Source organism: Flavobacterium cheongpyeongense (genome assembly GCF_003202435.1).
GTDB classification, from domain to species: Bacteria; Bacteroidota; Bacteroidia; order Flavobacteriales; family Flavobacteriaceae; genus Flavobacterium; species Flavobacterium cheongpyeongense.
This window is the reverse complement of sequence record NZ_QJHK01000008.1, coordinates 107,092-134,072: the sequence shown is the minus strand read 5'-3', so window position 1 is coordinate 134,072 and position 26,981 is coordinate 107,092. Positions and strand designations below refer to the sequence as shown.

Below are 26,981 nucleotides of genomic sequence, written 5' to 3'. Positions count from 1 at the left end.
ATCGTTTAGTTCATACATACAAAATAACACTGCGTGCATTAGACTGGGTTTAATCTAAAATTAGAATTTTCTAAGATGTCACATTAGAACTTCTAATAGTGACTTTTTTGGTGCTTTCTTTCTTAAAAATAATGGTCACAATAGTTCCCTTGTTTTGTTCTGACTGCACTTGTATCTCACCATTATGCATTCTGATAATTTTTGAAGCTAAAGGAAGTCCCAAACCATACCCGATATATTTAGCTGCAATTTTACCTCTGAAGAAAGGCTCATACAAATGTGGAATATCTTCCGGTGGAATCCCAATTCCAATATCATTAATCGATATTTTAATCCATTCATTAGTAACCGAAAGCATTACAAAAACTTCATTATTATCAGAGTACTTCACACCATTTGTAATAATATTGTTGATTGCCAGCTCTAATAATGGTTTATTACACGGAATCAATAAAAGATTGGAGTCCTTAGGGGCAAAATTAAGTTTAACACTTACGCGGTTATCCGGATAAATTTTATCCAGATCAGATTTTACATCCATTAACAATTCATCAATCCTGGCAATATCCTGAACCTGTTTTTTTCCGTCGTAACCTGTCTGGGTCAGTTTTAATAAGCTTTCGGTGAGATTTCCAAGTTTTGAAGACTGACTGTAAATATTTTCTAAGGACTGAATATATTCCGGAACAGTTCTTTCCTTTAAAAGCATAATTTCAGATTCAGCAATGATAGTTGTTATTGGCGTTTTTAATTCGTGGGAAGCATTGTTAATAAAATTCGCCTGAATTTCAAAGGAGGTTTCCAGACGATCTAACATATCATTGAAAGTATGGGTCAGATCTGAAATCTCGTCTGAGTTTTTTACTTCAGGCAATCGGTTATGAAGATTGGAAGCACTAATTCTATTCACCTCTTTGGTGATCCTTGCTACCGGATTAATAACTCCCTTTGCTAATAACCTTCCTAAAAAGAATGACAAAAGTATAAAACCAATACCTCCAAAAATCAAAATTTTTGCAATATAAACTGTAGTTGTATTTCCACGTTTGTCCCTAGCGCCAACAATTACTATGTATTTTTGACTGTTTTCTGTAAAAACCTGACCTAAATAATACTTGCTGTTAACTTCAAAATAATCATTTCCTGTCCTTAAAATATTAGTATAAAATTCATTAGGCAGGTTTAGCTTTGTATTGTAATCAAAACTATTCGCGCTATTTATCTTCAGAACATACTCTTCTTCTTCTATTAGTTCTTCGAGTCCGTTTTTTTTGAGTTCACTGTAATATTTGCTTTTTTCCGGATCATTCTGAAAATGAATCGAAGCCACAATTTTTGCCCTGTCTTCTAATCTTTTCAGAAAATTATATCTGTTATTTTCCCGAAACAATACAAAAACGATAACACACAACAGCAGCGTACTAAAGGTTGAAAGGGCTACATAAGTAAAAGTAATTTTTTTTCTTATATCCATTTTATGGCTGTATAACGTAACCCAAACCTTTCATGGTATGAATAAGTTTGGTTTTAAAAGGTTTGTCTATTTTTTTTCGTAAGTAATTAATATAAACATCCACCACATTGGTATTCATATCAAAATTAATGTCCCAGACATTATCTAAAATCTGATCTCTGGAAACAATTCTGCCTGTATTTTTGGCTAAATAATATAGTAATTTGAATTCTTTGGCAGTTAAAACAATCGATTCTCCATCGCGTTTTACAATTTTGGCTTTGCCATTGATCTCTAAATCTCCAATTATTATACTATCAGCTTTATCCGTTTCCTGATTGGCCCTGCGATTCAATGCATTGACCCTTGCATCAAGTTCTCCGAATTTAAAAGGCTTAACCAAATAATCATCAGCACCGGCATTGAGTCCGGTTACAATATTTTCTGAGGTTCCGAGTGCCGTTAAAAGTAAAATAGGAACAAAATTTTTCGAAGAACGCAATCTTCGGCAGATTTCAATTCCGTTAATATCCGGTAACATTACATCTAAAATGACTACATCAAATGTATAATTCTGAATCATTTCTAAAGCCGTTTTTCCATCAAGAGCCACGCTGACATCATTGCTGTTTTCAGCGAACCCTTTACGCAAAATGGAAAGTAGATTTGGTTCATCCTCGACTATCAGTAATTTCATATTGTTAAGATGTATCGTTTACAAAAATAAGGATTGAATTGCATTTGATAGTACTAAAATAGAAAAAGCTTTAAAATAAAAAACCCGACAAGTTTAACTGTCAGGTTGAATAATAGCTATTAATTATAACTTACTTATATAACTTCCGTACATATCTTTAAACTGATGTCCGGTTGCAAAACGGTCTTTGCTTAATTTTTTGTATTCTACCAAGGCCCATAAAACAAATTCCTTCATAAAGTAAAGATCCTTTTTATCTATTTGTGGCTGATATTTTTTTATCAGTACATCCAAAGGAGTTACTTCATCCAAAATAGTCTGATATTCAGCATCCGAAGCTTCATCCAGCAATTCGAAACCGCTTTCTGTAAAAAACCATTCTATTAAATCCGAATATGGTGTTTTTTCTCCGGGCTTTTCCAGTTTTTCAATTTTAGGAAAAAAATCTGAAAATAAAGTCCGAATTGCCGAACCTATTAAATGCTGTGCTACTGCAGCTGCACCCTCCTGCTCTCCTTCATATACCAGCTCTACTTTTCCGGTAATCGCAGGAATGATTCCAATGAAGTCTGATAAACGCAATGTAGTTTTATCAACTCCAGAAAGTAAAGCTCTGCGTTCTGCTGTACTAATTAAGTTTTCAAAAGCAGTAATACTCATTCTCGCACTTACACCACTTTTATTGTCAATGTATTCACTATCACGGGCTTCAAAACTAATTTGTTCCAGGATGTCTCTTGCCAGTTCAGGAACATACACAAGATCTGCCTGATTTTCATCTAGTTTTGCTTCCTGCTCCGTAATCGTTCTCGCTATTGCAACACTTTCCGGATAATGTGTCAGAATCTGCGAACCAATCCTGTCTTTTAAAGGCGTTACAATACTTCCTCTATTGGTATAATCTTCCGGATTTGCTGTAAAAACAAATTGCATATCAAGTGGCATTCTCAATTTAAAACCTCTAATCTGAATGTCGCCTTCCTGTAAAATATTAAACAATGCTACCTGAATTCTGGCTTGTAAATCCGGTAATTCGTTAATGACAAAAATACAGCGGTTCGCTCTCGGAATCATTCCAAAATGTATCACACGGTCATCTGCATACGATAATTTTAAATTGGCCGCTTTTATTGGGTCGACATCACCTATCAAATCGGCTACTGTAACATCTGGCGTTGCTAATTTTTCAAAAAAACGTTCACTTCTGTGCAACCATGAAATTGGGGTTTCATCTCCTTTTTCTACAATTAAATCTTTAGCAAAACGTGAAATTGGATTGAGCGGATCGTCATTGATTTCAGAACCCGTCACAAACGGAATATATTCGTCTAATAATTCGATCATTTTACGGGCAAGTCTGGTTTTGGCCTGACCGCGAAGCCCTAATAAATTAATATTGTGACGGGATAAAATCGCACGCTCCAATTCCGGAATTACGGTATTTTCGAAACCATGAACGCCCTCAAAAACTGCTTGTCCTGATTTAATTTTCTCCCGAAGGTTATTTCGCAATTCGTCTTTGATGCTTATACTTTTATACCCTGAGGCTTTTAATTGACCTAATGTATTTATGCTGTTTATTTCCATGTTTTTTATTTAATAATTGAACGATTTTATGATTTAAAAATTCAATTTATTGTAGAATATTTTTCATTAGAACATTTAATCTGAACGAGCGCTTTGACTCCGCTCAGTGTGACAACTGTAAACTGTCACTGAGACTAAAAACTATCTCACTCTCTTTTTCCTATTCGTTTCATAATCTTCAAAAATCATTTCTCCCAAACCTTTTAGCCCGGTATAAAATGCTTTTCCCTGATTGGCTTCGGTAAAATGATTTACAAATCGCTGTAAATAAGGATCTCGGGCAATCATAAAAGTTGTAATCGGAATGTGTAATTTTCTGGCCTGCTGTGCCTGTGTGTAACATTTATCTACAATATATTCGTCGAGACCATTACTATTCATATAATACGAACCATCGCGCTCTCGCACACAACTTGGCTTTCCGTCAGTAATCATAAAAATCTGTTTGTTAGTATTTCGCTTTCTGCGCAAAATATCCATCGCCAATTGCAAACCTGCAACAGTGTTGGTATGATAAGGCCCCACCTGCAAATATGGTAAATCTTTTATGGGAATTGTCCAGGCATCGTTCCCAAAAACCAAAATATCAAGCGTGTCTTTTGGATAACGCGTTGTAATTAATTCGGCCAAAGCCATAGCAACTTTTTTGGCAGGCGTGATTCGGTCTTCACCATACAAAATCATACTGTGGCTGATATCGATCATCAAAACAGTACTCATTTGTGCTTTGAATTGTGCCTCTTCGACAACCAAATCATTTTCTGTAAGCATAAAACTTTCGACACCATTGTTGATCTGGGCATTTCTTAAACTCTCTGTCAATGAAATACGCTCCAAACCATCGCCGAAATTAAATTCCCGAAATTCACCAGTATGTTCATCACCATTTCCGGCATGTTTGGTTTTGTGATTCCCGGTTCCGGCACGTTTCAAATTTCCAAAAATCTGATCCAAGGCCTGCTGCCTGATTGCCCGTTCGGTTTTAGCTGTGATTCCAAAACCCGGAGTTCCATCGTTTTTAACTTCGTCTTTGATGTAACCTTTTTTCTTGAGGTCTTCAATAAAGTCATCAATTGTGTAGTTTGTGTCGGTCAGTTTGTATTCTTTGTCCAACTCCCGAAGCCAGTCTATTGCTTCGTCAAAATCTCCCGAAGTATGGGTAATCAGCTCTTTGAAAATTCCAAAAAGTTTTTCAAACGGAGACTGAAATGGGGCTTCGTAAGTCTTAAAATAAAAACCTTTTTTTAAGTCGTTTTTCATAGTTCTAAAATTAATCTTTTTTAGAACTATGAAAAATGAAACGTTTATTAATTTTTAGTTAAAGTATCTGAAAATTAGAAGCCAAATTAGCAGGAATAATAACCGTTATTGAAACTTTCCGTCAAGATAAAACCATGCATTATTTTCGAATTTAAAAGTCGAAAATTCATAATGCGTTTGAGGTTTTTGATTATTGTCTAAAAAATAAGCATTGAACTCAACCGTATTTTCGGTATAAGACAGAATTTCCAGTTTCTGCCATTTATTATTGGTCGCCCACTTCAAAATTTCGGATTTTGAATAATATGGTCTTTCTGAAACATACGTTGTTTGCAAAAGGTAATCGGCATCATGAGTCGCATAAGCCGAATATCTGGAACGCATCAGAGCCACAGCTGTTGGTGCTTTTTGATTATTTTTTAAATATAATCCGCAGCAAGTATCAAATGTTAAACCCGTATCGCAGAAGCATTTTTTATTCTCCATCAACCGGCTCTTCTCCATTAAGTTTTACATGCAGCTGATTCAATAAAACCTGATAACGGCTTATTTCCCTCAGTTCTTCATCCTCTTCGGCAAAATCCAGCATTTCGTCTAATACATCACTTACTGCAAGCAATTTATTATTTGCCTCCCTGGTATCTTGTACAGCAATCAAATCAATAATTTCCTGTACGCTGGCTTTTAAACTTTCAAATTTAGTATTCATATTTTTTTGTTTTTATTTTTTGTTTGCTTCGCCAGTTCTACTAAAGTCTCGGGTCAGGTTTCAAGTTTCAAGTTGCGTGTCGTAACTTGAAACTAAACAAACTTGAAACTTTATTCTTCAGTTTTGTTTTCGTTAAACTTTTTAATAATTTCTTTTAGCTTTTCCTTACGTGCAATTTCAGCCTGTTTGACTTTGTTTTGGGCTTTGTGCAATTTGTCATTATGTTTTTTGATATTCTTTTCGTTATTGCGTCCCATTATATTTGTCTTTTTATTTCGTCTAAAGATTTTTCAGAATAAATCAACTGATCAATAATTTGTTTTCTTAAATCGTCAATATCATCGTAGTCAAAATGTTTGGCCCAGGAGGTGAGCTGTTGCAAATTCCTGATTTGTTTGATACGTTTTGTGGTTTCAAAACTTGTTCTCAGAATTGCTTTTTTATCATAGTCCGGATTATTTCTGTGCTGATATGTTACTACGCTTTTATCATAATCAGCTTCAATGTAATATAATTTTTCCTCTGCATTATCCGGGTAAAATTCATTCCAGGCGGCAAAACCTGTTTTTGTTTTAGAAGGAGTTTCTGGCTCCATAGCAATTAATCTCCATTTACTGTTGGCTAATCTTCCCCAATGATTCGAAACACGGTACATTCCGGCTTCGGTATAATAATAGGTACTTCCTGCTTTGCTTTCAAACTGAACTTTCAATCCTTTAACGGCTTCCGGCAATACTTCATGAAATACACAAAATGTATTTTTGAAGGAATTAGGATGTGGCTTAAAGTTTTTTTGCATGTGCAAATATACTCAGATTGTCACGAACTCCCTAAAACAAACCAAAATTGATTAACTTTGTTGCTTCAATTTTAAATAAAACAACTATGTCTAAAGATTCACAAGAAAAAATGCCTCAAAAAGGAGTTTATACCGGCATCATCGAAAAAGATGAAAACAACAATTATTTTTGTGGTGAATATCTTTTAGATTATAAAATTGTGCATTCAAACTTTACTATTGGAGACTGGGTTACAATTAAATCGGTTATTGAAAACCCAAGCGATATAAGTTATGATAAATATCCTAAGAAATCAAAAAACTTCGATAAGGCCAACCTTAAACCAGAAAACAAGTGATTACTTTAGTTTTCATATTAAAATCTAAACATCTTATAAAACAAGTTTCCTAGCCCCGATAGAAGTGGAAATCCTTTTATGCCGGTGTTCGGCATAAAAGATTAGAACGGATAGCGGGAATAGCTCCTGAAAACTTCATTTTACATATTTTCTGAATATTTTTTCCATCAAAAGTAAAAAGTTAAAAAAAAGTGTACCTTTGCAAAAAATTTGTCTTTTTGAACAATTAACATCAATTTCAAACTAATAGACAAGTAGTTACCTTTATTTATGAAAAAAATAGTTGAATACAGAAAGTTACTAAACGTTGACAAAACTGCAGAATTAAAAGATTTGAAAACCATTTATCGTAATGCGATGAAAGAGGCGCATCCTGATAAATTTCAGGGAGATGAAGCCGGTTTAAAAGCTGCAGAGGAAAAAAGTAAAGCAATCATTGAGGCATACCACTTTTTGGTAAGTATTAATCCTGAAACGATTAAAGCTAATTTACCTGAATATACTGAAACAATTTCGACTTGTTCAATTACAGACTATAAATTTGTTGAAGGTCGTTTGATCATCGATTTTTCAAACGGAAGTGTTTACGAATACATCAGTGTTCCAAAAGCAACTTACGTAAAAATGGTAAATGCTGATTCTCCTGGAAGATTTGCAAAAAGGCACATTTTAAACTCTTTTACCTGGAGAAAGAAAACAAATCAGGAATAAAATTTCACAATCCATATTTATTAGAAGCATTCTTTCCTCAGAATGCTTTTTTTATGCTAAAAAAACTATTCAATTATTGAATTCGATCCTTAATAATGAATCTATTTATAGTTTTATCACCATAAAAAAACAACTAACTTACTATATACAAACCGTTTAAAACAAAAAAAACTATAACAAAATTTTAGGGAGTAAAATTGTTAATGTTTTATATTTTTAAATACTTTTGTTGCACAAATCAATTAACTAATTAATTTTTTATAATGAAAAAAATATTTTTTTTACTTACCGCTTCTGCAGCGATAATTTCTTGCAGTAAAGTTAAAGATGGAGAATTCCTTATTACCGGAACTGCAAAAGGAATTGAGAACGGAAAAACAATAATCCTTCAGGGTCAGGATCCCGTAACAATGGCACCTAAAGCCCTTGATACTGTAAAAGTTGAAAATGGGAAATTTGAAATAAAAGGAAAAGTTACTGAACCTGCTTTTCATACTTTAATTGTACAGGATTTGCAAGGCCCGGTTCCATTTATCCTGGAAACTGGTGAAATAAAAATTGATGTTGATAAAGATAGTATTCATAAATCAAAAATTTCAGGAACTTACAGTAATGATGAATATGTAAAATTCAACGAAGAGCTTACTAAAGTTCAAAAAACCCTAATGGACTTTCAAAAAAACAATACACAAAAAATGCAGCAAGCCCAACAAGCTAAGGATACAGCTGTTATCAATAGCCTAATGAAGCAGTATATGGAAATCCAAACTACGGTTCAGGCTGAATCAAAAAAGAAATATACCGCTTACGCTGAAACGCACCCAAAATCTTTTATTACAGCTTTAATCATCCAAAGTTTAATTAACGACCCAAGTGCCGACTTCAAAAAAACAGAAGCCTTATACAACAGTTTAGATGAGTCTTTGAAAAAAACAAAACCAGGAAAAGCTATCAAAGAAAAAATTGGTCAAATGAAATTGCCTGCAGTTGGTGCGTCAGCTCCTCCGGTTGGCAGCGCTAAATGAAGATCAGATTTTTCAGCCCCTAATCCTGAAGGCAAAAGAATATCGCTTAAAGAAAGTTTAGGAAAAGTAACAATTGTAGATTTTTGGGCTTCATGGTGTGGACCATGCAGAAAAGAAAACCCTAATGTTGTAGCCATATACAAAGAGCTACATTCAAAAGGATTAAATATCATTGGTGTTTCATTAGACAAGGAAGCATCAGCCTGGAAAGAAGCTATCGCAAAAGATAATTTAAGCTGGACACATGTTTCTAACTTAAAATTTTGGGACGAGCCAATTGCCAAACAATACGAAGTTGAATCAATCCCTGCGACCTTTATATTGGATTCATCGGGAAAAGTCGTTGCAAAGGATTTAAGAGGTTCTGAATTAAGAGCAAAAATTTTAGAACTTTTAGCAAAATAAATACCAATAAAAAACTCCAGATTTTCATCTGGAGTTTTTTTTATGTCTAAAAGTAAATTATATATTACTTCACAAATTCAATTTTTTGAACTTCTTCTTCGTTTACACTATCAAAGAATCCTTGTTCATTCATCCAGTCATCACTAAACACTTTACTCATATAACGTGAGCCATGATCCGGAAATATAGCAATAATATTACTGTCTTTAGTAAACTCTCCTTCCTCTGCATATTGCTTAATAGCCTGCATTACAGCACCTGAAGTATATCCAACAAACAAACCTTCTTTACGGGTAATTTCCCTGGCTGTATGGGCACTTTCTTCATCAGTTACTTTCATGAACCTATCAATAATATCGAAATCTGTTGCTGAAGGAATTAAGTTTTTCCCCAAACCTTCAATACGGTATGGATATATTTCTTTATTGTCGAATTCTCTTGTTTCATGGTATTTTTTCAACACTGATCCAAAAGCATCAACACCTAATATTTTAATATTTGGATTTTGTTCTTTTAAGAATTTCGCAGTTCCGGAGATTGTCCCTCCTGTTCCACTGCAAGCAACAAGGTGTGTAATTTGTCCTTTTGTCTGCTGCCAGATTTCAGGTCCCGTAGTGTTGTAGTGTGCATCAATATTTAATTGATTAAAATACTGATTGATATAAACAGAACCTTTCGTTTCTTCATGTAAACGTTTTGCAACGTTATAATAAGATCTTTCATCATCTGCTGAAACGTGAGCCGGGCAAACATAAACTTTTGCCCCTAAACTCCTCAGCATATCAATTTTATCTTTGGATGATTTTGAGCTTACTGCTAATATACAATTGTAGCCTTTTATAATGCTTACCATAGCTAAACTAAAACCAGTATTTCCGGATGTTGTTTCAATTATGGTGTCACCTGGAGATATAATCCCTTTTTTCTCTGCTTCTTCAATGATGTATAATGCTATTCTATCTTTTGACGAATGTCCCGGATTAAAAGCTTCTACCTTTGCGTAGAAATTTCCTTCTAACCCTTCGGTGACTTTATTTAGCTTAATAAGCGGTGTATTACCTATTAACTCTAAAACATTATTATAAGCATTTATTTCTTCTTTCATAAAAAAATAGTTAATCAAGGTATTTTTAAATAACCCGATAGGTTGCAAATTTAACAAAAAATTTCTAATTAGCTTTTAATTTTCTCTAAATCTAATAAAAAACTAAATTCTTTTGCTAAGTCTTTCAAAGCCTGAAATCGACCAGAAGCCCCGCCATGACCAGCATCCATATTAGTATCTAAAAATAATAGTGTCTCATTTGTTTTTAATTTTCTAAGCTTAGCCACCCATTTAGCAGGCTCCCAATATTGTACCTGCGAATCATGCAATCCCGTAGACACATACATATTAGGATATTTTTGCTCTTTTACATTATCATATGGTGAATACGATAACATATAATCGTAATATTTTTTATTGTTCGGGTTTCCCCACTCATCATATTCTCCTGTTGTAAGCGGAATACTATCGTCTAACATTGTCGTAATAACGTCTACAAAAGGAACCTGGGCAATAACTCCGTTATACAATTGCGGGGCTTCATTTACGATAACCCCCATCAAAAGTCCTCCGGCAGATCCTCCCTCTGCATATAAATGTTTAGCGGAAGTATATTTTTCGTTTATTACAAATTTAGAGCAATCAATGAAATCTGTAAAGGTATTTTTCTTTTTTAACAGTTTCCCATCTTCATACCACTGCCTACCTAAGTCCTCACCTCCTCTAATATGGGCGATTGCGAATATAAACCCACGATCCAGTAAAGAAAGTCTAGTCGATGAAAAATAAGTATCCATCGTAATTCCATATGAGCCATAAGCATAAAGCAATAACGGATTTTTACCATCTTTCTCTAATTCTTTACGATAAATCATCGAAATTGGAACTTTTACCCCATCTCTGGCCGTTACCCATACACGCTCTTCTATGTAATTATTTTTATTAAATTTACCGCCTAAAACCTCTTGTTCTTTTAAAATTTCTTTGGTTTTGGTCTTCATATTAAAATCAATTACTGACGATGGTGTTGCCAATGATTGATAACTATAACGCAAAACATCAGTATCAAAATCAATATTAGTTGTTGTATAAGCATTGTAGGTTTCGCTTCCAAAAGGTAAATAATAATCTGGTTCACCATTCCACGGTATAATCCTGATATGATTTAAGCCGTTTGACCGTTCTTCAACCACTAAATAATTTTTAAAAATCTCAATATCTTCTAACAAAACATCTTCACGATGTGGAATAAGATCTTTCCAGAATTTTTTCTCTGTCCTGTTTTCAGGCGTTTTCATCAACTTAAAATTCGTAGCCTTATCTTTATTGGTTAAAATATAAAATGAGTCTTCGTAATGCGAAATACTGTATTCTAAACCACGAACGCGCGTTTGAAACACTTCAAATTCACCATCCGGATTATCCGAATTTAAGATCCTGTATTCAGTCGTTAAAGTACTTCCTGAACCGATAACAATATATTTTCTGGATTTTTCTTTGCTTATAGAAACATTAAAAGTGTCATCAGTTTCATTAAAAACCAAAACATCAGTTGCTGAGTCTGTATTTAATTTATGCCTGAATACTTTATCTGACCGTAAAGTAACTTCGTCCTGTGTGGCATAAAAAATGGTGTTATTGTCGTTTGCCCAAACTGATTCACCTGTTACATTCTCAATTTTATCGGGCAAAATTTCTCCAGTTACTAAATTTTTAATCTGAATGGTATAAATTCTTCTTCCCACAATATCAACAGCAAAGCTGGCAAATTTATTATCAGGACTAACGCTTAATCCGCCTAATTTAAAGTAGGCATGATCTTTTGCTAATTCATTGCAATTGAACATAATTTCTTCTTCAGCAGAAAGACTGCCTTTTTTTCTTGAAAAAATGGGGTAATCCTGCCCTGTTTCAAAACGTGTAATGTAGTAATAACCATTATAAAAATAAGGAACAGAGGAATCGTCTTCTTTTATCCTCCCTTTCATTTCCTCATACAAAGATTCTTGTAAACCTTTAGTATGGGCAGTCATTTTCTGATAATACTCATTTTCTTTATTCAGATAATCAATAACTTCCGGATTCTCTCTGTCATTTAGCCAAAAATAATTGTCGATTCTGGTTTCTTTATGCTTTTTTAATTGTTTTGGAATTATTTTGGCTTGCGGAGCCGATATATGATTTTGCATTGACTGAGCTTTAATTTTTATATAAGGAGCAGCAAAAATACTATAAACACAATAGAACAGAATTAATTTTTTCATAAAATATTGTATGGATATAATAGAGCAATATACTAATTTTGTCTGAAATAATTTAAAAATCAACAAAATGGATTTAATGGGAATGATGGGAAAACTTAAAGAAACCCAACAAAAAATTGAAGATACAAAAAAACGCCTCGATACGGTTTTAATTGATGAACAGAGTACTGACGGATTATTGAAAATTACATTAACGGCAAACAGAAAAGTAAAATCGATTTCTATAGATGATTCTTTACTGGAAGATAAAGAACAATTAGAAGATTATTTAATTGTGACTCTAAATAAAGCAATTGAAAAAGCAACCAGTGTTAACGAAAGAGAATTAGATGCCGTTGCCAAGATGGACATGCCAATGATCCCGGGAATGGATAATTTGTTTAAGTAAAAAAGTTTCAGGTTTCAGGATAATCGCAACGAATAAACCTGAAACCTGAAACCTGAAACCTGAAACCAATAAAACGTGAAACATCTTCCTTAAAACTTCTGAAACGTTTCAATCACATAGGTATGCATCACTTCCCGATAATCTAAATGTGTTACGATTCGTAGTTTATTATGTCCCATTGAACTAATTGAGATATTTTTTTGCTTTAATTTTTCTATTAAAAGTTTATCGCTATACCCCTCTGCGAGGGAAAAAATTAAAATATTCGTTTCTACAGGTTCGATTGCGGCAATCCATGGTTTTGTACTTAAAACTGCTGCAATTTCTTTAGCTCTTCGGTGATCTTCGGCCAATCTTTCGATATTATGGGCCAACGCATATAAGCCCGCAGCAGCCAAATAACCAACCTGACGCATTCCTCCGCCAAGTATCTTCCTGATTCTTAACGCCCTGTGAATATCTGCTTTGCTTCCCAATAAAATTGAACCAATTGGAGCTCCCAATCCTTTTGACAAACAAACCGAAATGGTATCGAATATCGCCCCAAACTCTTTCGGATTCTGCCTTTTTGCCACTAGTGCATTCCAGATTCTGGCCCCATCGAGATGAAACTTCAAATTATTAGCATCGCAAACTTTTTTTATTTCCCTTAGATCTTCTAATTCATAACAAGCGCCACCACCTTTATTAGTGGTATTTTCTACACAAACCAAACTCGTTAAAGGACTGTGGTAGAATTCGGGATCGTTTATCGCTGCTGCAACCTGAGCGGCATTTATCATTCCTCTGTCTCCATCTAATAAACAACATGAAACCCCACTATTAAAAGAAACCCCACCACCTTCATAATGATAAACATGCGCATATTTATCTGCAATTAATTGCTCTCCGGGCTGTGTGTGTAATTTAATAGCGGTTTGATTCGCCATAGTTCCTGACGGAAAAAAAAGCCCAGCTTCCATACCAAAAAACTCCGCTACTCTGGTTTCTAATTCGATAACCGTCGGATCTTGTCTGTATACATCGTCGCCAACATGAGCGCTGAACATATACTGCAGCATTTCGTAGCTAGGCTTGGTAATAGTATCGCTGATTAAATTTATTTCCATATTCTAAAAACTATATCTTATTTTTGTAGCGCAAAATTACGTATAACTGCTAGTTATTAACAGCGAGTTTTAATAAATTTTAACTTGCCGTTTATTCCTTAACCAAATTAACGTAATATTTGTAAAAAACATATAAAACTATTATTAATTTATGACAACAGCCGAACAAGTAAAAGGTATTGTGGAGCGCCTTGGTGCGTTGAGGAGGTATCTTTGACGTTGATGCCAAGCTAATCGAAATTGCAAACGAAGAAGAAAAAACTTTTGCTCCTGATTTTTGGAACAAACCAAAAGAAGCAGAAATGATTGTGAAAAATCTTCGAAACAAGAAAAAATGGATTGAAGATTACAATAAAGCTGTCGAACTTACAGACGAACTCCAGCTTGCTTATGATTTTTATAAGGAAGGAGAACTTTCTGTTGAAGAACTCGATGAAAATTACAACACAACACAGCTGCACATTGAAAACATCGAATTTAAAAACATGCTTTCTGATGAAGGCGACAGTTTAAGCGCTGTAGTGCAGATTACTGCCGGTGCAGGTGGAACCGAAAGCTGTGACTGGGCAGGAATGCTGATGCGTATGTATATGATGTGGGGAGAAAGTTATGGTTATAAAATAAAGGAACTTAACTTTCAGGAAGGTGATGTGGCCGGAATAAAAACAGTAACTTTAGAATTTGAGGGCGATTATTCTTTTGGTTATCTGAAAGGAGAAAATGGTGTCCATCGTCTGGTCAGAATTTCACCTTTTGACAGTAATGCCAAACGTCATACATCGTTTGTTTCGGTTTATGTTTATCCGCTTGTGGATGACAGCATCGAAATTGACATTAATCCTGCCGATATCGAGATTACAACATCACGTTCAAGCGGTGCAGGAGGACAAAATGTAAATAAGGTTGAAACTAAAGTACAGTTGGTTCACAAGCCAACCGGAATCCAAATTCAGTGTTCTGAAACCCGATCGCAACAAGATAACAGACAACGAGCCATGCAAATGTTACGTTCACAATTGTATGAAATTGAATTGAAGAAACAACAGGCACAACGTGCCGATATCGAAGCCGGAAAGATGAAAATCGAATGGGGCTCGCAAATACGTAATTATGTAATGCAGCCTTATAAATTGGTTAAAGATGTTCGCACCGGATATGAAACAAGTGATGTTGACGGTGTAATGAACGGAAATATCGATCCTTTTTTGAAAGCTTTCTTAATGATGATGGGACAAAAGGAGGAAGAATAGAGCGTTTTAAGGAACAATATTTATTTTTTCAGTTTGGGCCTCAGTTTACACTCACAGTAAACCTGAAATGCGAAACATAAAACTTCAAACTAAAAAGAAAATAGTTATGATAAAATGGTCAGATGTAATTCATTTTACAAATAAAGGAAATCCGGTTCCGGATAAAAGAGTCGAGAAAACCGAAGAAGAATGGAAACAGCTTTTAACTCCTGAAGAATTTCAGGTTGCCCGTTTAAAAGGTACCGAAAGATCATTTAGTTCTGAATTATGCAGCTTGTTTGATCCGGGAATTTATGAATGTAAATGCTGTAGTACTTTGCTTTTTGACGCTGGTGAAAAGTTTGAATCCGGAACAGGATGGCCGTCTTTTACTCAGCCTCTTAAAGAAAATGCAATTGCATATCATGCAGATAAATCATACGGAATGATTCGGGTTGAAGTAATCTGCAATACCTGCGATGCCCATTTGGGACATGTTTTTCCTGACGGTCCTGCACCAAGTGGTTTAAGATATTGCATCAATGCTGTCTCTCTTACCAAAACAAAACAGTAAAATTAAAGCGATTCATTCGATAAAAATGAATCGCTTTTTTGTTTTAAATTGATATTTAATAAGATAATACAAATTAGAGAAAAAATCTTTAGTTAAATGTTTTTTTACAAAAAAAGCTGCTAAAGCCTAATTTACAACACATTAACAACCTAAAACAATAAAAAACCTTTTGTTTTATTATTTCTTCTATTAAAAAAATTGCATAAAAAATCAGATAAAATTTAAACTATTTAGTATGCTTTGAATTGCATAATTAAAAAACTGCAACAAAACCATTCTTTAAGGCAAATTAAACGAGATTAACACTCACTGACAACCAATTACACCGATATCTTTCTTTTAAAAAACTTGTCTTATAAATCGCTTCTGAGGAAAATTGAGAAAATAAAGATGGTGCTATTTTTTCAAAACTATTATTAATTAAACACTTTAAATGTTAAAAAAGCAATTTTAAAACTTTAATTATAAAATATATTTAAAAAACTTCAAAATAAGATTAGGTAATTCAAATCTAATTCATTTTATTTGGGAAAAATTAACCCCAATAAATTTAATTCATTAGATGAAATCCTATTCAATTCAAGAAATTAACGAAGTTATAAATGGTGAAATTTACGGTAACACTTCTCAATGCATAACAGCTACAGAACAGTTAGATAAAGCAACACCTTCTGAAATTTCTTTTATAGGAAATAAAAAATATGAAAAATTATGGCAAACTTCAAAAGCCTCAGTAGCAGTTGTTAATGAAGATATTTCTATTGAACCAGGAGAGAATCGTGCTTTTATTAAAGTAAAAAATGCTGATTTAGCTATGTCTCAGATTTTGGCACTTTTTGCTCCTCCCAGCCCGGTATTTCATAATGACATCCACCGGACAGCAGTTATAGATGAAACCGCTGTTATTGGCGAAGGAAGTAGAATAGGTGCGGGTTGTTATATTGGTCCAAAAGTTGAAATTGCTGCTAATGTTACCATATACCCAAATGTTACAATTCTGGACGAATGTACAATCGGGGAAAATACTATTATCTGGTCCGGAGCCGTGGTTCGTGAACGTTGCCATATTGGTAACGACTGTATTATTCACCCAAATGCAACCATTGGTGCCGATGGATTTGGATTCCGTCCTTGCAAAGAAAAAGGGCTAGTAAAAATTCCACAAATCGGAAATGTAATTATAGGAAACGGAGTTGAAATTGGTGCAAATTCATGCGTTGACCGGGGGAAATTCAGCTCAACCATTCTGGGTGATGGGTGCAAAATTGATAATCTGGTACAAATTGGTCACAATAGCAAATTAGGTAAGTTTTGTATCATGGCCGGAAATAGTGGTTTAGCCGGTTCTGTAACTTTAGGAAACGGCGTTATTATTGGCGGAAGCGCTTCGATAAAAGATCATACTACTATTGGTGATGGTGCTGTCGTTGGAGCGGGTTCTGGTGTAACCGGAGATATAGCGGCAGGGAAAACTATGTTAGGATATCCTGCGGTCGAAGCACGTGATGCTTTGAAACAATGGGCTATTTTAAAACGCCTTGTTTGTGATTCTAAAAAATAATACGCTATTCAAAATATATTAAAAACAGAAGTTCGCTTCTGTTTTTTTGCTTTAAATAATTTCAAATTTTCGTAAAATCACAATTTAAACAAAATCTTAAAAATCTATATATTTTCGTTTGTAAACTCTTTAAAATTGAGAGTTAAAGCCTATTCATATCCGGATCTTAAGATCATAATTTATTATGTATGTTTCAATTGATTTTGTAAATTAGCCAACACTATTTTGTAAAAACATCAATATCATATGGATTTAAACTTCAATAAAAACGAAGATCATAATAAACTATTACTTTCTGAATTAAAACAAAAATTTGCCAAAGTAAAATTGGGCGGAGGAGAAAAACGAATTCAAAAATTACATGCCGAAGGTAAAATGACGGCCCGTGAACGTATTGCTTATTTGCTTGATGAAAATTCTAAAAGTATTGAAATTGGAGGGTTTGTTGGAGAAGGAATGTACGCTGAACACGGTGGCTGTCCTTCGGGAGGCGTTGTAATCAAAATAGGCTACATCAGGGGTAAACAATGCATTGTTGTCGCCAATGACGCAACGGTCAAAGCCGGCGCCTGGTTTCCTATTACAGGCAAAAAAAACCTGCGCGCTCAGGAAATTGCCATGGAAAACAGACTTCCTATTATTTATTTAGTTGATAGTGCCGGTGTCTATTTACCGCTCCAGGATGAGATTTTTCCCGACAAAGAACATTTTGGCCGAATCTTTAGAAATAATGCTCAAATGAGCAGCATGGGAATTACCCAGATTGCTGCTGTAATGGGAAGCTGTGTAGCAGGAGGAGCATATCTCCCAATTATGAGCGATGAAGCTTTAATTGTAGATAAAACGGGAAGCATTTTCCTTGCGGGAAGTTACCTGGTAAAAGCAGCTATTGGAGAAACTATAGATAATGAAACTTTAGGCGGTGCAACAACTCATTGTGAAATTTCGGGAGTTACTGATTATAAAGCAAAAGATGATAAAGATGCTTTAGACAAAATAAAAAATATAGTAGACAAAATTGGTGACTATAATAAGGCAGGCTATAACCGAATTAAATCACAGAAACCTGCTTTCGAACCAAATGAAATCTACGGTATTTTGCCAAAAGCCCGAAACGAGCAATATGATATGCTGGAAATCATTAATCGTTTGGTAGATAATTCAGAATTTGAAGCCTATAAAGACGGTTATGGTCAGACCATCATTACCGGTTATGCCAGAATTGATGGCTGGGCAGTTGGAATTGTGGCCAACCAGCGAAAAGTGGTCAAAACAAAAAAGGGCGAAATGCAGTTTGGAGGTGTCATTTATTCTGACAGTGCCGATAAAGCCACCCGCTTTATTGCAAACTGTAATCAAAAGAAAATCCCATTAGTATTTTTGCAGGATGTTACCGGTTTCATGGTCGGATCAAAATCAGAACATGGCGGAATTATCAAAGATGGAGCCAAAATGGTAAATGCCGTCAGTAATTCGGTTGTTCCAAAATTTACTGTAATTATCGGGAATTCATACGGTGCCGGAAACTATGCCATGTGCGGAAAAGCCTATGACCCAAGATTAATTTTTGCATGGCCAAGTGCAGAACTTGCAGTTATGGGCGGTACACAGGCTGCAAAAGTTTTGGCTCAGATTGAAGCTTCTTCTCTTAAAGCAAAAGGAGAAATCATAGATGAAACTAAAGAAGCTGAATTATTCAACAAAATAAAAGCACGTTACGATGAGCAGACTTCGCCATACTATGCTGCTTCCAGGTTGTGGACAGACGCTATAATTGATCCCTTAGATACACGTACCTGGATTTCTATGGGAATAGAAGCTGCCAATCATGCGCCTATTGAAAAACCATTTAATCTGGGGGTGATTCAAGTGTAAATTCCGGAATTCTTAAAACCAGACAAACAAAAAATTAAAAACCTTATTTTCAGATACTTAAAAACAAGAATATCATTAAATTTTAGTAACTTAGTGTATAACTTTTAATTATTTAGTATCATGGAAAATGTAAAAAGTTTGAATAAATGGGCAAATTCGCACACTTATTTACCAGTAGATTTAATACGTATTGCTTTGGGTGTCTTTTTGTTTATGAAAGGAGTTTTGTTTGTAACCAATGCTGAATATTTACACGATTTAATTTCTCCTATCGATCAATATGGAGGCGGTATGTTTCTTTTGCATTATATCGCTCCGGCACACATGATTGGAGGAATAATGATTGTTTTTGGGCTACTGACCCGTTGGGCAATTGCAGCTCAGTTACCTATATTATTGGGAGCAGTTCTTGTGAATTTTATGGGACGTATGCATTCTGAAAGCTTAATTTTAGCTATTATCGTATTATTACTTTGCATTTTCTTCCTCTTCTATGGAGGCGGAAAACATTCAGCAGATTATTACTTCAAAATGCAGCAATAATATACGTTATCCTCAACACATAAAAAAGTTGAGGATAACTTTTAAGAAGTAATTAGCACTTAAAATTTCTTTAATTGTGTTTTATGAACTATTTTCGCCAGTATGAATTGGATTCGTAAAACCGTTGTTTTTATGTCCCTTTTGATGATGGGATTTTTTGCTTCACAGGCAAACAATCTTACTGTACAAAAAATCGAAAGTCATAAAACAGATACCAATTTTGCTCAAGATTATACAGACTCCTTGGCTTTTATCCAGCCACAGGCAAATTATCAATTTGCTGCAAATATTAAAACAAACTATTTTGTTATAAACAAATGGTTTCACTCATTTTTAGCTGTCGTACCACATCATCAGGTTATAAAATCAGCTTCAAACTTTTCAAATCAATTTTTTACTCAGAGCAAAAAGGCTTTGCTGCTCTATCCTTTCCATTTTTTCTGGTAGTTAATCCATGAATTTTTAATCCGAAGAATTCAATCTTCATGGAAAATAAACAGCTATAAATTAACTGTTTATAATTGCATTTATTTATCTAATTCAAAAAAATGGAAACAAGTGTAACCATAATTGGTATTGTGATTGGGGTCATCGTGACCATTCCAGTCTATTTTTCAGCACGATCGAGCACTGCAAACAAAACAAAAATTCTAAACATTAAAAAGAAATTCAATTCAACACATCCACAAGATTTTGATTTAACCGAATCTCAAAACAATAAAACGTTTACCATCGATCAAAAACACAGAAAATTTATTCTGATGAATTTTAATACAAATCAACAGGAATCAACTTATGTAGATTTGAAAAATGTTTCTTCCTGTAAACTAATTTTAACCACCGAAGAAAATCCGGATACGATTCTTAAAATTGATTTCGAATTTCAGGAAAAGGAAACTTCTAAAAAAATTACAATACCATTCTATGATTTTGATGATGACCGTATCAGGCAGATAAGTGCTTACCAGGATCATATTTTTGCAAAAAAATGGCTTAAAATCATCCAGGATTCTATTTCAAGTTAGTTATTTAATTCAGAAAAGAGGCTCGTCATGAGTCTCTTTTTATTTTATCGTATTTCTTTTGCGACAAATTAAGACGATTTAACGACAATTCGCCTAGCCTATAGAACTTACTCACCCCATTTAAAGCTATCGGAAAATGCAGGGAAATGATAAAGCTGTCATAAAAATTCTGATTGCTGCTTTTATTATCAAAAAAGAAAATTAAGCAGTCAGCACAATAAAAAAACCGCTATAAAACGCAAAAAACCTCGCTGATGGCGGATTCTTTTTTTATATACTTTGTAGATGCTCTTTGCGGATACAAGTGTTATACTGGCACGATATGTAATAATTTCTACCCGGACCCGTCTGGAGTATTTATTCGAAGGACAATATGGCGGGCAATACAGCAGCCGAAGCGCCCAATAAGTTTTTAAAAACGCACTGCTAAAAGCAAAAATCAACAAAACGGCAGACATCCATAGTTTGCGACACAGTTATACCACTCACCTATTAGAATAATATAATGGTATAAAATTCTTACAATAACTCTTAAAGCACTGCAATATTAAAACCACTTTGCTAAATACCGAAGTAAGCGATAAAAGTATTCGAAAAATAGTAAGTCTTTTGAATAAGTTGTAATACTATTTTTCCTATTTTTGAAAAAACCGACAACACAAAAAAAGCTATGCGTTTTTTTTGTGTTGTGGTAAATAAACAATTAAAAATCAATAAATTTAAACATCTTTAACTTTTAGAAGTCGCGGATATTTAAGAGTTAGGCTATAGTTTGCCAAAAAAAACCGCAGAAAATAGAAATTAATAAAAAATATGATTGCACTATACATCAATTGGGATTTTGACTCTGAAATAATTAATATTTTCGGATTTCCATTAAAATATTACGGACTTTTATTTGGTGTTGGTTTACTTTTGTGTACATATATTCTAAAAGGAGTTTTTAAAAGAGAAAATTTAAAAGATAATGCGCACGAAGCATTGTTTGTATATGGAATAATAGGAATTTTTTTTGGAGCAAGACTTGGACATTGTTTATTTTATGACTTTGAATATTATTCAAAAAATATTTTAGAAATGTTTTTACCAATAAAAATAAATCAAATTGGAGAAATAAAATTTATTGGTTATAGCGGATTAGCAAGCCACGGAGGAACAATAGGACTTATTATTTCTCTTTTTTTATATTCAAAGAAATATGAAATAAAATATCTTAAAATACTAGATTTAATTGCTATAGTTGCGCCACTTGGAGCAACATTTATTAGACTTGCTAATTTGATGAACTCTGAAATGATTGGTAATCCGACAACAATTTCTTGGGCTTTTATTTTTAGAAAAGTTGACAATATTCCAAGACATCCAGCCCAGCTTTATGAAGCAATCGCTTATTTTATAATTTTTATTATAGTTTTTACTGTTTATAAAACTAAAAACATAAAACTAGGAAATGGTTTTTTATTTGGTTTAGTAATAACTTTAATTTTTACAATGAGAATTTTAATAGAGTTTGTAAAAATAAATCAAGTGGAATTTGAAGAAGGTATGAAATTAAATATGGGACAAATTTTAAGTATTCCATTTATTATTATCGGAATATATTTTATGGGGAAAAATTTAACGAAAAATGAAACTAAATATAAAACCAGCCACTAACAGCTAAGGGATTCATTGTGTGCGAAGCACGAACAATGAAGCCCGTGTTGAACGGAACCGCTGAGATTCCGCAACTATGGGCTTTTCGATAACTGATTTACAGGAATTTCAAAAGGTTATTTTGCCTCTTTTTTTAGTAGTCATATCTTATAGAATTTAATTATATCCGTAAGATACAGAATCATCAAATGTGCTACCGAAGGTTTAGTTCAGTCGAGTAGACGGCTCCGCCCAAACGGAATGGAGTGAGCCTCTCAAATATTTATATTAACGAAAACCAAAAAAAACAATAAAAACCTGAGTAAACCACCGAGCGTACGGGTCATCCCGATAAAAATCGAAACAAGCTGTACTCGGGGGTTCGCAAAGAGATGGGTTCAATTCGATGTAAACATCCATTAAGTTATTGATAGCCATTTTTTTAAGCGTTTCAGGGTAATGGTCGTGTTCAAAATAGGACTTTGAGCTACTGCCCAACCGCCTTTGCGGGTACGGCTAAACGCATAGGCGTAATCTTAGTCTGGCTCCGCTACATCACGAATCCTTCGTGCGTGGTGTTTGATTATCTAAAATTTCTCGTTTAGCCCCGATTGTAGTGGAAATCCTTGTGTGCCGGGGTTCGGCACATAAGATTGAAACGAAAAGCGGGACTATATTTCTTATGAAATTAAACTTTCTGCTACAAAAATCCCACTATCTACAAAATAGTGCAGAATTGTATTCGCTATCAGAAAAGAGGCTCGTCATGAGTCTCTTTTTATTTTATCGCTACATGATATTTATCATTTTAATTTTTGAAATGATACAATAATTTTGAATCTTTAAAATCTCTTTTATGGAAATTTCACTGATTCAAAAATACAATGTACCGGGTCCAAGATATACCAGTTACCCAACTGTTCCGTATTGGAATGAAACGTTTTTTTCGACAGAAGAATGGAAAACTTCTTTTCAGAGATCCTTTTTGGAGAGCAATGCTAAACATGGCATCAGTCTGTATATTCATTTGCCCTTTTGCGAAAGCATGTGTACATTTTGTGGCTGTAACAAACGAATTACGAAGAATCATTCTGTAGAGGAAAAATATATCCAGGCACTATTGAAAGAATGGAGTTTATACTGCAGATTATTACCCGAAAGACCCATTATAAAAGAAATACATTTAGGCGGAGGAACTCCAACATTCTTCTCAAAAGAGAATCTGGAACAACTGCTAAACGGAATTTTTTCTTTTGCCAATAAAGCAGAAAAACATGAATTCAGCTTTGAGGGGCATCCCAATAATACGACTTACGAACAGCTAAAAAAACTGTATGAATTAGGCTTTCGACGTGTAAGTTTTGGTGTTCAGGATTATGCGGAAAAAGTACAAAAAGCGATTCACCGCATTCAGCCATTTCATAATGTTGCAAAAGTAACATTTTGGGCAAAAGAAATTGGCTATACTTCTATTGGCCATGATATTATATTCGGTTTGCCTTTTCAAACCATTGAAGATGTAATTGACACTGTCGAAAAAACGAATTCCTTAAAACCAGACCGACTGGCTTTTTACAGTTATGCCCATGTACCGTGGATAAAAGGAAATGGACAACGTGGTTTTAATGACGAAGATCTTCCTAAAGATGCCGAAAAAAGAAAATTATATGAAACAGGAAAAATACTTTTATCGAAAAATGGTTACCATGAGATAGGCATGGATCATTTTGCTTTGGCCTCTGACAGTCTTTATCAATCAGTACAAAGCAAAGAGCTTCATAGAAATTTTATGGGGTACAGTGCTTCAAAAACACAGTTAATGATTGGTTTAGGAGTTTCCTCTATTAGTGACAGTTGGTATAGTTTTGCCCAAAATACGAAAAGCATGGAAGATTATTACCAGTTACTGGAATGGAACCAACTGCCTGTTGCAAAAGGACATATTTTAACCGATGAAGATTTAATTATCCGAAAACACATTCTGAATTTAACCTGTACTTTTGAAACTTCCTGGAGCAATGAAACACTTTACTTTAAAGAGCTTCCTACTGTTTTACTGGATTTAAGAGAAATGGAAAAAGATCAGTTAATTGAAATTGAAGAAGAAAAAATTAGCATTACAGCAGCCGGAAGACCATTTGTACGCAACATCTGTATGGCTTTTGATTTGCATTTAAAAAGAAAATCACCGGAAACTAATTTGTTTTCTATGACTGTTTAGGAGTTAATGGCAATTAGGGGCTGACTGAACAAACAAACTCATATTAGATGGAAAAAACATAGGGTATTCCAAGTCCTAATCCTCTCAGAACAAACAAAATGCCAATAATTACTGCTACATACGGCACTGCCTTTTGGATTTTATTTCTAAAAGACAATTGTATCATATAATGTAAACAACTGTTATCATTAAAGGAACCGTTCCCTCTGGTGCTCGTTTGCAACGAATGCCTACATAAATTAAAAAGATAAATTGTAGCATTTGTAATGCGGCCATTAAAACAAAAGTTCAATATTTGTCGGGAATCCATACAAACAGCCGCATTGCAAACGCTTTATTTAGTTTCTATAACTAAACAGGTACTCGTTTGTAAACGAGTACCAGATTGAAATTGTTGTGCGAAGTTTCCATTCTTTTAATAACTTTTTTGAAAGACTTCAAAAAGAGAAATTAACAAAACATCTCAACTATTTTTGTACTTTTGAATATTAAAATTTCAGATTATGAAACTTGAATTGAACATACAAAACAAAAAATTGGAATTAATCCAATGGCTTTCTACACTGGAGGATTCAACGATTATAGAAAAAATTATTGCTTTGAGAAATAATGAATCAAAAGATTGGTGGGATTCCATTTCTGAGAGTGAAAAAGAATCTATCGAGCAAGGTCTGAATGATGCTAATTCCGGAAAATTAAATTCTCATTCAAGCGCAAGAAAGCTATATGAAAAATGGCTATAAAATACTTTGGACAGACTTTGCTCTAAAGGAATTAGAAAAAACAATTGAATACTTAGAAGAGAACTGGACCGAGAAAGAATTACATCATCTCGCTATTAAAATTGAGGAAACATTAAGCTTCATTTCAGAAAATCCAAATTTATTCCAAATCTCTGATGTCAAAAAAGGTATTCGCAGTGTTATAATATTAAATCATAATACACTTTATTATAGATTTCAGAATAATCAAGTTGAAATAATCTCATTTTTTTCTAATAGACAAAGCCCTACGAAAAGAAGGTTAAAGTGACCTTAACCCAGAAACAAGTAACTTTGAACTCAATTGATATAAATTCAACCTTAGCCTAATGACATTCAGGATTTCCCTGTACAAACAAACTCATATTAGATGGAGAAACATACGGAATTCCCAATCCTAAACCTCTGAGGATAAATAAAACTCCAATTACAACAGCTACATACGGCACTGCCTTTTGGATTTTATTTCTAAAAGGCAGTTGTATCATACCGTTAATGTAAACAACTGTTGTCATTAAAGGTATCGTTCCTAATCCGAATAAAATCATATATAAAACACCAAAACCTGCACTTTGCATAGCGATGGCTCCAAATAAAGCAGCATAAACCATTCCGCAAGGCAGAAAGCCATTCAATAATCCGATCGTAAAAATAGCTTTGTAACTTTTCTTTTTAAACTGGCTTCCTAAAGTTGATTTTATTTTGGAAATAATTCTGTAAACCGGTTTCGAAAAGTTGTATTTATTAAAAACTCTTTCCGGAATTACTACAATCAGAATCATCGCAACACCAATAAAAACAGAGGTTTTTTGCTGAAGCCCAGCAAGAAAAAAGCCTCTTCCTAATAATCCAAAAAGTAAACCGATAGAAGCATACGCTGCCAACCGGCCTAGATGATATGTTATAATCTGAGTGATTTTTTTTGCTTCGTTTTGACGGTCGACAGGCAACATCATCGCAATAGGTCCACACATTCCAATACAGTGCAAACTACTGATAAGACCTAATATAAAAGCTGAATAAAGCATTTTTTTGTGTTTAATTGACGTAGATAACCTCTTTTGTCAGGTATTTTTTTCCTTCATACTGCCATTCCATATTGACATCCCAGCGTCCCTTTACCATTTTTTTCTGCGGAATGACCAATGAAGAATTTACGAGGGCAATTTGCGTATTAAAATCAAATTTTTTGTTTGAAGGACGATAAAGCAAAACATTTCCTTTAATTTTATTCGTTTCAAAAATGCTCGGAAAAGTAACTTTTACCCCTTCTTCGCTATAAGTTATCGATGGTTTTTGCTGTAAATCATATGCATTTTGGATACGCGCCATCTCATCCTGAAAATGCGAATCGTGTTTATAATATTCTTCTACAACCAAATCATTATCGTATTTACTGTTCGATTGCACTTCAAAAACAAAATATAAAATAAAGGTCATAAATACCCCAAAAGCAATGACTATTCCTGTTCCCCAATTGATTTTCATATTTGTAAATTTTATTAGTTAATTGTCAAATAAGGTATTGCCCTTAATTATTTTGTTACACAAAGTTTTATTAGAGGCAATTTCATGATGTTGTTATTTAATGCATTGATTATCATTATTAACACATGGAAACCTCGATTTTAATTAACTTTGAAAGACGTTTTACTCGCATAAATGCACACAACACTATGTGATAAAAACTAGTTTCTTTTTACCTAAGTTAAAATCTATGTGTCTATGTGTTCTTTTTTTAAATTACACCTAAGAAAGGTTTGTTCT

Annotated in this window: 29 protein-coding genes and 1 pseudogene; 16 read left to right on the top strand and 14 right to left on the bottom strand. The window is 33.9% G+C overall.

Features of this window, described 5'->3' with window-relative positions; translation table 11 throughout:
• Window positions 1–70: 70 nt before the first annotated feature.
• The 8 genes from DMB65_RS11175 to DMB65_RS11145 form a co-directional block, all read right to left on the bottom strand.
• Complete coding sequence (locus tag DMB65_RS11175; protein WP_110306732.1) at window positions 71–1,474, bottom strand: sensor histidine kinase; 1,404 nt, start codon at window positions 1,472–1,474, stop codon at window positions 71–73.
• Between the two features lies 1 nt (window position 1,475).
• Entirely contained in the window at window positions 1,476–2,150 is a 675-nt protein-coding gene (locus DMB65_RS11170; protein WP_110306731.1) for a response regulator transcription factor, read from the bottom strand.
• 123 nt (window positions 2,151–2,273) lie between these two features.
• The gene (locus tag DMB65_RS11165) at window positions 2,274–3,737 is read right to left on the bottom strand and encodes a MoxR family ATPase (RefSeq protein WP_110306730.1); all 1,464 of its coding nucleotides are present in this window, start codon (window positions 3,735–3,737) and stop codon (window positions 2,274–2,276) included.
• A 141-nt stretch (window positions 3,738–3,878) separates the two neighbouring features.
• Window positions 3,879–4,997, bottom strand: coding sequence for a vWA domain-containing protein (locus DMB65_RS11160; protein WP_110306729.1), 1,119 nt, complete (start codon window positions 4,995–4,997; stop codon window positions 3,879–3,881).
• Between the two features lie 105 nt (window positions 4,998–5,102).
• Window positions 5,103–5,483: a YchJ family protein gene (locus DMB65_RS11155; RefSeq protein WP_110306728.1), complete on the bottom strand. Its 381-nt coding sequence runs from the start codon at window positions 5,481–5,483 to the stop codon at window positions 5,103–5,105.
• Window positions 5,473–5,706, bottom strand: a complete 234-nt coding sequence (locus DMB65_RS11150; protein WP_110306727.1) for a hypothetical protein — start codon at window positions 5,704–5,706, stop codon at window positions 5,473–5,475. Before DMB65_RS11150 ends, DMB65_RS11155 begins: the two co-directional genes overlap by 11 nt.
• A gap of 110 nt (window positions 5,707–5,816) precedes the next feature.
• Window positions 5,817–5,963, bottom strand: coding sequence for a hypothetical protein (locus DMB65_RS22135; RefSeq protein ID WP_165834920.1), 147 nt, complete (start codon window positions 5,961–5,963; stop codon window positions 5,817–5,819).
• Complete coding sequence (locus DMB65_RS11145; protein ID WP_110306726.1) at window positions 5,963–6,505, bottom strand: hypothetical protein; 543 nt, start codon at window positions 6,503–6,505, stop codon at window positions 5,963–5,965. Before DMB65_RS11145 ends, DMB65_RS22135 begins: the two co-directional genes overlap by 1 nt.
• 86 nt (window positions 6,506–6,591) lie before the next feature.
• Here DMB65_RS11145 and DMB65_RS11140 point away from each other — a divergent pair, with 86 nt between their 5' ends.
• The 4 genes from DMB65_RS11140 (at window position 6,592) to DMB65_RS22685 (ending at window position 8,984) form a co-directional block, all read left to right on the top strand.
• Window positions 6,592–6,843, top strand: a complete 252-nt coding sequence (locus DMB65_RS11140) for a hypothetical protein (protein WP_110306725.1) — start codon at window positions 6,592–6,594, stop codon at window positions 6,841–6,843.
• A 270-nt stretch (window positions 6,844–7,113) separates the two neighbouring features.
• Entirely contained in the window at window positions 7,114–7,554 is a 441-nt protein-coding gene (locus tag DMB65_RS11135) for a KTSC domain-containing protein (RefSeq protein WP_110306724.1), read from the top strand.
• A gap of 263 nt (window positions 7,555–7,817) precedes the next feature.
• The gene (locus DMB65_RS11130) at window positions 7,818–8,579 is read left to right on the top strand and encodes a DUF4369 domain-containing protein (protein WP_110306723.1); all 762 of its coding nucleotides are present in this window, start codon (window positions 7,818–7,820) and stop codon (window positions 8,577–8,579) included.
• Between the two features lie 39 nt (window positions 8,580–8,618).
• Window positions 8,619–8,984 (top strand): TlpA family protein disulfide reductase, encoded by a 366-nt coding sequence (locus tag DMB65_RS22685; protein ID WP_110306722.1) that lies wholly within the window; start codon window positions 8,619–8,621, stop codon window positions 8,982–8,984.
• A gap of 64 nt (window positions 8,985–9,048) precedes the next feature.
• Here DMB65_RS22685 and DMB65_RS11120 read toward each other — a convergent pair whose 3' ends face one another.
• Window positions 9,049–10,089 carry a PLP-dependent cysteine synthase family protein gene (locus tag DMB65_RS11120; RefSeq protein WP_110306721.1) on the bottom strand — a complete coding sequence of 347 codons (1,041 nt, stop codon included), beginning with the start codon at window positions 10,087–10,089 and terminating at the stop codon, window positions 9,049–9,051.
• A gap of 68 nt (window positions 10,090–10,157) precedes the next feature.
• Window positions 10,158–12,293: a S9 family peptidase gene (locus DMB65_RS11115; RefSeq protein WP_165834918.1), complete on the bottom strand. Its 2,136-nt coding sequence runs from the start codon at window positions 12,291–12,293 to the stop codon at window positions 10,158–10,160.
• 67 nt (window positions 12,294–12,360) lie between these two features.
• On the opposite strand from DMB65_RS11115, the gene DMB65_RS11110 reads away from it, so the two are divergent.
• Window positions 12,361–12,681 (top strand): YbaB/EbfC family nucleoid-associated protein, encoded by a 321-nt coding sequence (locus DMB65_RS11110; protein WP_110306720.1) that lies wholly within the window; start codon window positions 12,361–12,363, stop codon window positions 12,679–12,681.
• A gap of 89 nt (window positions 12,682–12,770) precedes the next feature.
• Here the strand turns inward: DMB65_RS11110 and DMB65_RS11105 are convergent, their stop codons facing one another.
• A complete protein-coding gene (locus tag DMB65_RS11105; RefSeq protein ID WP_110306719.1) occupies window positions 12,771–13,790 on the bottom strand; it encodes a threonine aldolase family protein in 1,020 nt (339 codons plus the stop codon).
• A 151-nt stretch (window positions 13,791–13,941) separates the two neighbouring features.
• Between DMB65_RS11105 and prfB the strand changes: the two genes are divergently transcribed.
• From prfB to hemN, 9 genes are all read left to right on the top strand, one after another.
• Window positions 13,942–15,040, top strand: a protein-coding gene (gene prfB / locus DMB65_RS11100) for a peptide chain release factor 2 (protein WP_110306718.1) whose coding sequence is annotated in 2 segments (ribosomal slippage) — window positions 13,942–14,004 and window positions 14,006–15,040 — 1,098 coding nt in all. Because the reading frame shifts where the segments join, the coding sequence is not laid out codon by codon here.
• Between the two features lie 106 nt (window positions 15,041–15,146).
• A complete protein-coding gene (msrB, locus tag DMB65_RS11095) occupies window positions 15,147–15,593 on the top strand; it encodes a peptide-methionine (R)-S-oxide reductase MsrB (protein WP_110306777.1) in 447 nt (148 codons plus the stop codon).
• 562 nt (window positions 15,594–16,155) lie between these two features.
• The gene (gene lpxD, locus DMB65_RS11090) at window positions 16,156–17,154 is read left to right on the top strand and encodes a UDP-3-O-(3-hydroxymyristoyl)glucosamine N-acyltransferase (protein WP_110306717.1); all 999 of its coding nucleotides are present in this window, start codon (window positions 16,156–16,158) and stop codon (window positions 17,152–17,154) included.
• Between the two features lie 246 nt (window positions 17,155–17,400).
• Entirely contained in the window at window positions 17,401–19,029 is a 1,629-nt protein-coding gene (locus tag DMB65_RS11085) for an acyl-CoA carboxylase subunit beta (RefSeq protein WP_110306716.1), read from the top strand.
• Window positions 19,030–19,149: 120 nt separating this feature from the next.
• Complete coding sequence (locus tag DMB65_RS11080) at window positions 19,150–19,572, top strand: DoxX family protein (protein ID WP_110306715.1); 423 nt, start codon at window positions 19,150–19,152, stop codon at window positions 19,570–19,572.
• A gap of 102 nt (window positions 19,573–19,674) precedes the next feature.
• Window positions 19,675–20,019, top strand: coding sequence for a hypothetical protein (locus DMB65_RS11075; protein ID WP_110306714.1), 345 nt, complete (start codon window positions 19,675–19,677; stop codon window positions 20,017–20,019).
• A gap of 101 nt (window positions 20,020–20,120) precedes the next feature.
• Window positions 20,121–20,597 carry a hypothetical protein gene (locus DMB65_RS11070; protein ID WP_110306713.1) on the top strand — a complete coding sequence of 159 codons (477 nt, stop codon included), beginning with the start codon at window positions 20,121–20,123 and terminating at the stop codon, window positions 20,595–20,597.
• Between the two features lie 813 nt (window positions 20,598–21,410).
• The gene (gene lgt / locus DMB65_RS11065; RefSeq protein ID WP_110306712.1) at window positions 21,411–22,253 is read left to right on the top strand and encodes a prolipoprotein diacylglyceryl transferase; all 843 of its coding nucleotides are present in this window, start codon (window positions 21,411–21,413) and stop codon (window positions 22,251–22,253) included.
• Window positions 22,254–23,088: 835 nt separating this feature from the next.
• Window positions 23,089–24,453, top strand: a complete 1,365-nt coding sequence (hemN, locus tag DMB65_RS11060; RefSeq protein WP_110306711.1) for an oxygen-independent coproporphyrinogen III oxidase — start codon at window positions 23,089–23,091, stop codon at window positions 24,451–24,453.
• Between the two features lie 3 nt (window positions 24,454–24,456).
• Here the strand turns inward: hemN and DMB65_RS22405 are convergent.
• Window positions 24,457–24,657 (bottom strand): annotated as a pseudogene (locus tag DMB65_RS22405) (sulfite exporter TauE/SafE family protein); the annotation flags it as partial.
• A gap of 299 nt (window positions 24,658–24,956) precedes the next feature.
• On the opposite strand from DMB65_RS22405, the gene DMB65_RS11050 reads away from it, so the two are divergent.
• Together DMB65_RS11050 and DMB65_RS11045 are read left to right on the top strand one after the other, a co-directional pair.
• Window positions 24,957–25,196, top strand: a complete 240-nt coding sequence (locus tag DMB65_RS11050) for a hypothetical protein (protein ID WP_078229579.1) — start codon at window positions 24,957–24,959, stop codon at window positions 25,194–25,196.
• Window positions 25,180–25,485 (top strand): type II toxin-antitoxin system RelE/ParE family toxin, encoded by a 306-nt coding sequence (locus DMB65_RS11045; RefSeq protein ID WP_110306710.1) that lies wholly within the window; start codon window positions 25,180–25,182, stop codon window positions 25,483–25,485. The genes DMB65_RS11050 and DMB65_RS11045 overlap by 17 nt, the downstream gene beginning before the upstream one ends.
• A gap of 55 nt (window positions 25,486–25,540) precedes the next feature.
• Here DMB65_RS11045 and DMB65_RS11040 read toward each other — a convergent pair whose 3' ends face one another.
• Together DMB65_RS11040 and DMB65_RS11035 are read right to left on the bottom strand one after the other, a co-directional pair.
• Window positions 25,541–26,242 carry a sulfite exporter TauE/SafE family protein gene (locus DMB65_RS11040; RefSeq protein WP_110306709.1) on the bottom strand — a complete coding sequence of 234 codons (702 nt, stop codon included), beginning with the start codon at window positions 26,240–26,242 and terminating at the stop codon, window positions 25,541–25,543.
• Between the two features lie 10 nt (window positions 26,243–26,252).
• Entirely contained in the window at window positions 26,253–26,702 is a 450-nt protein-coding gene (locus DMB65_RS11035) for a FixH family protein (RefSeq protein ID WP_110306708.1), read from the bottom strand.
• Between the last annotated feature and the right edge of the window lie 279 nt (window positions 26,703–26,981).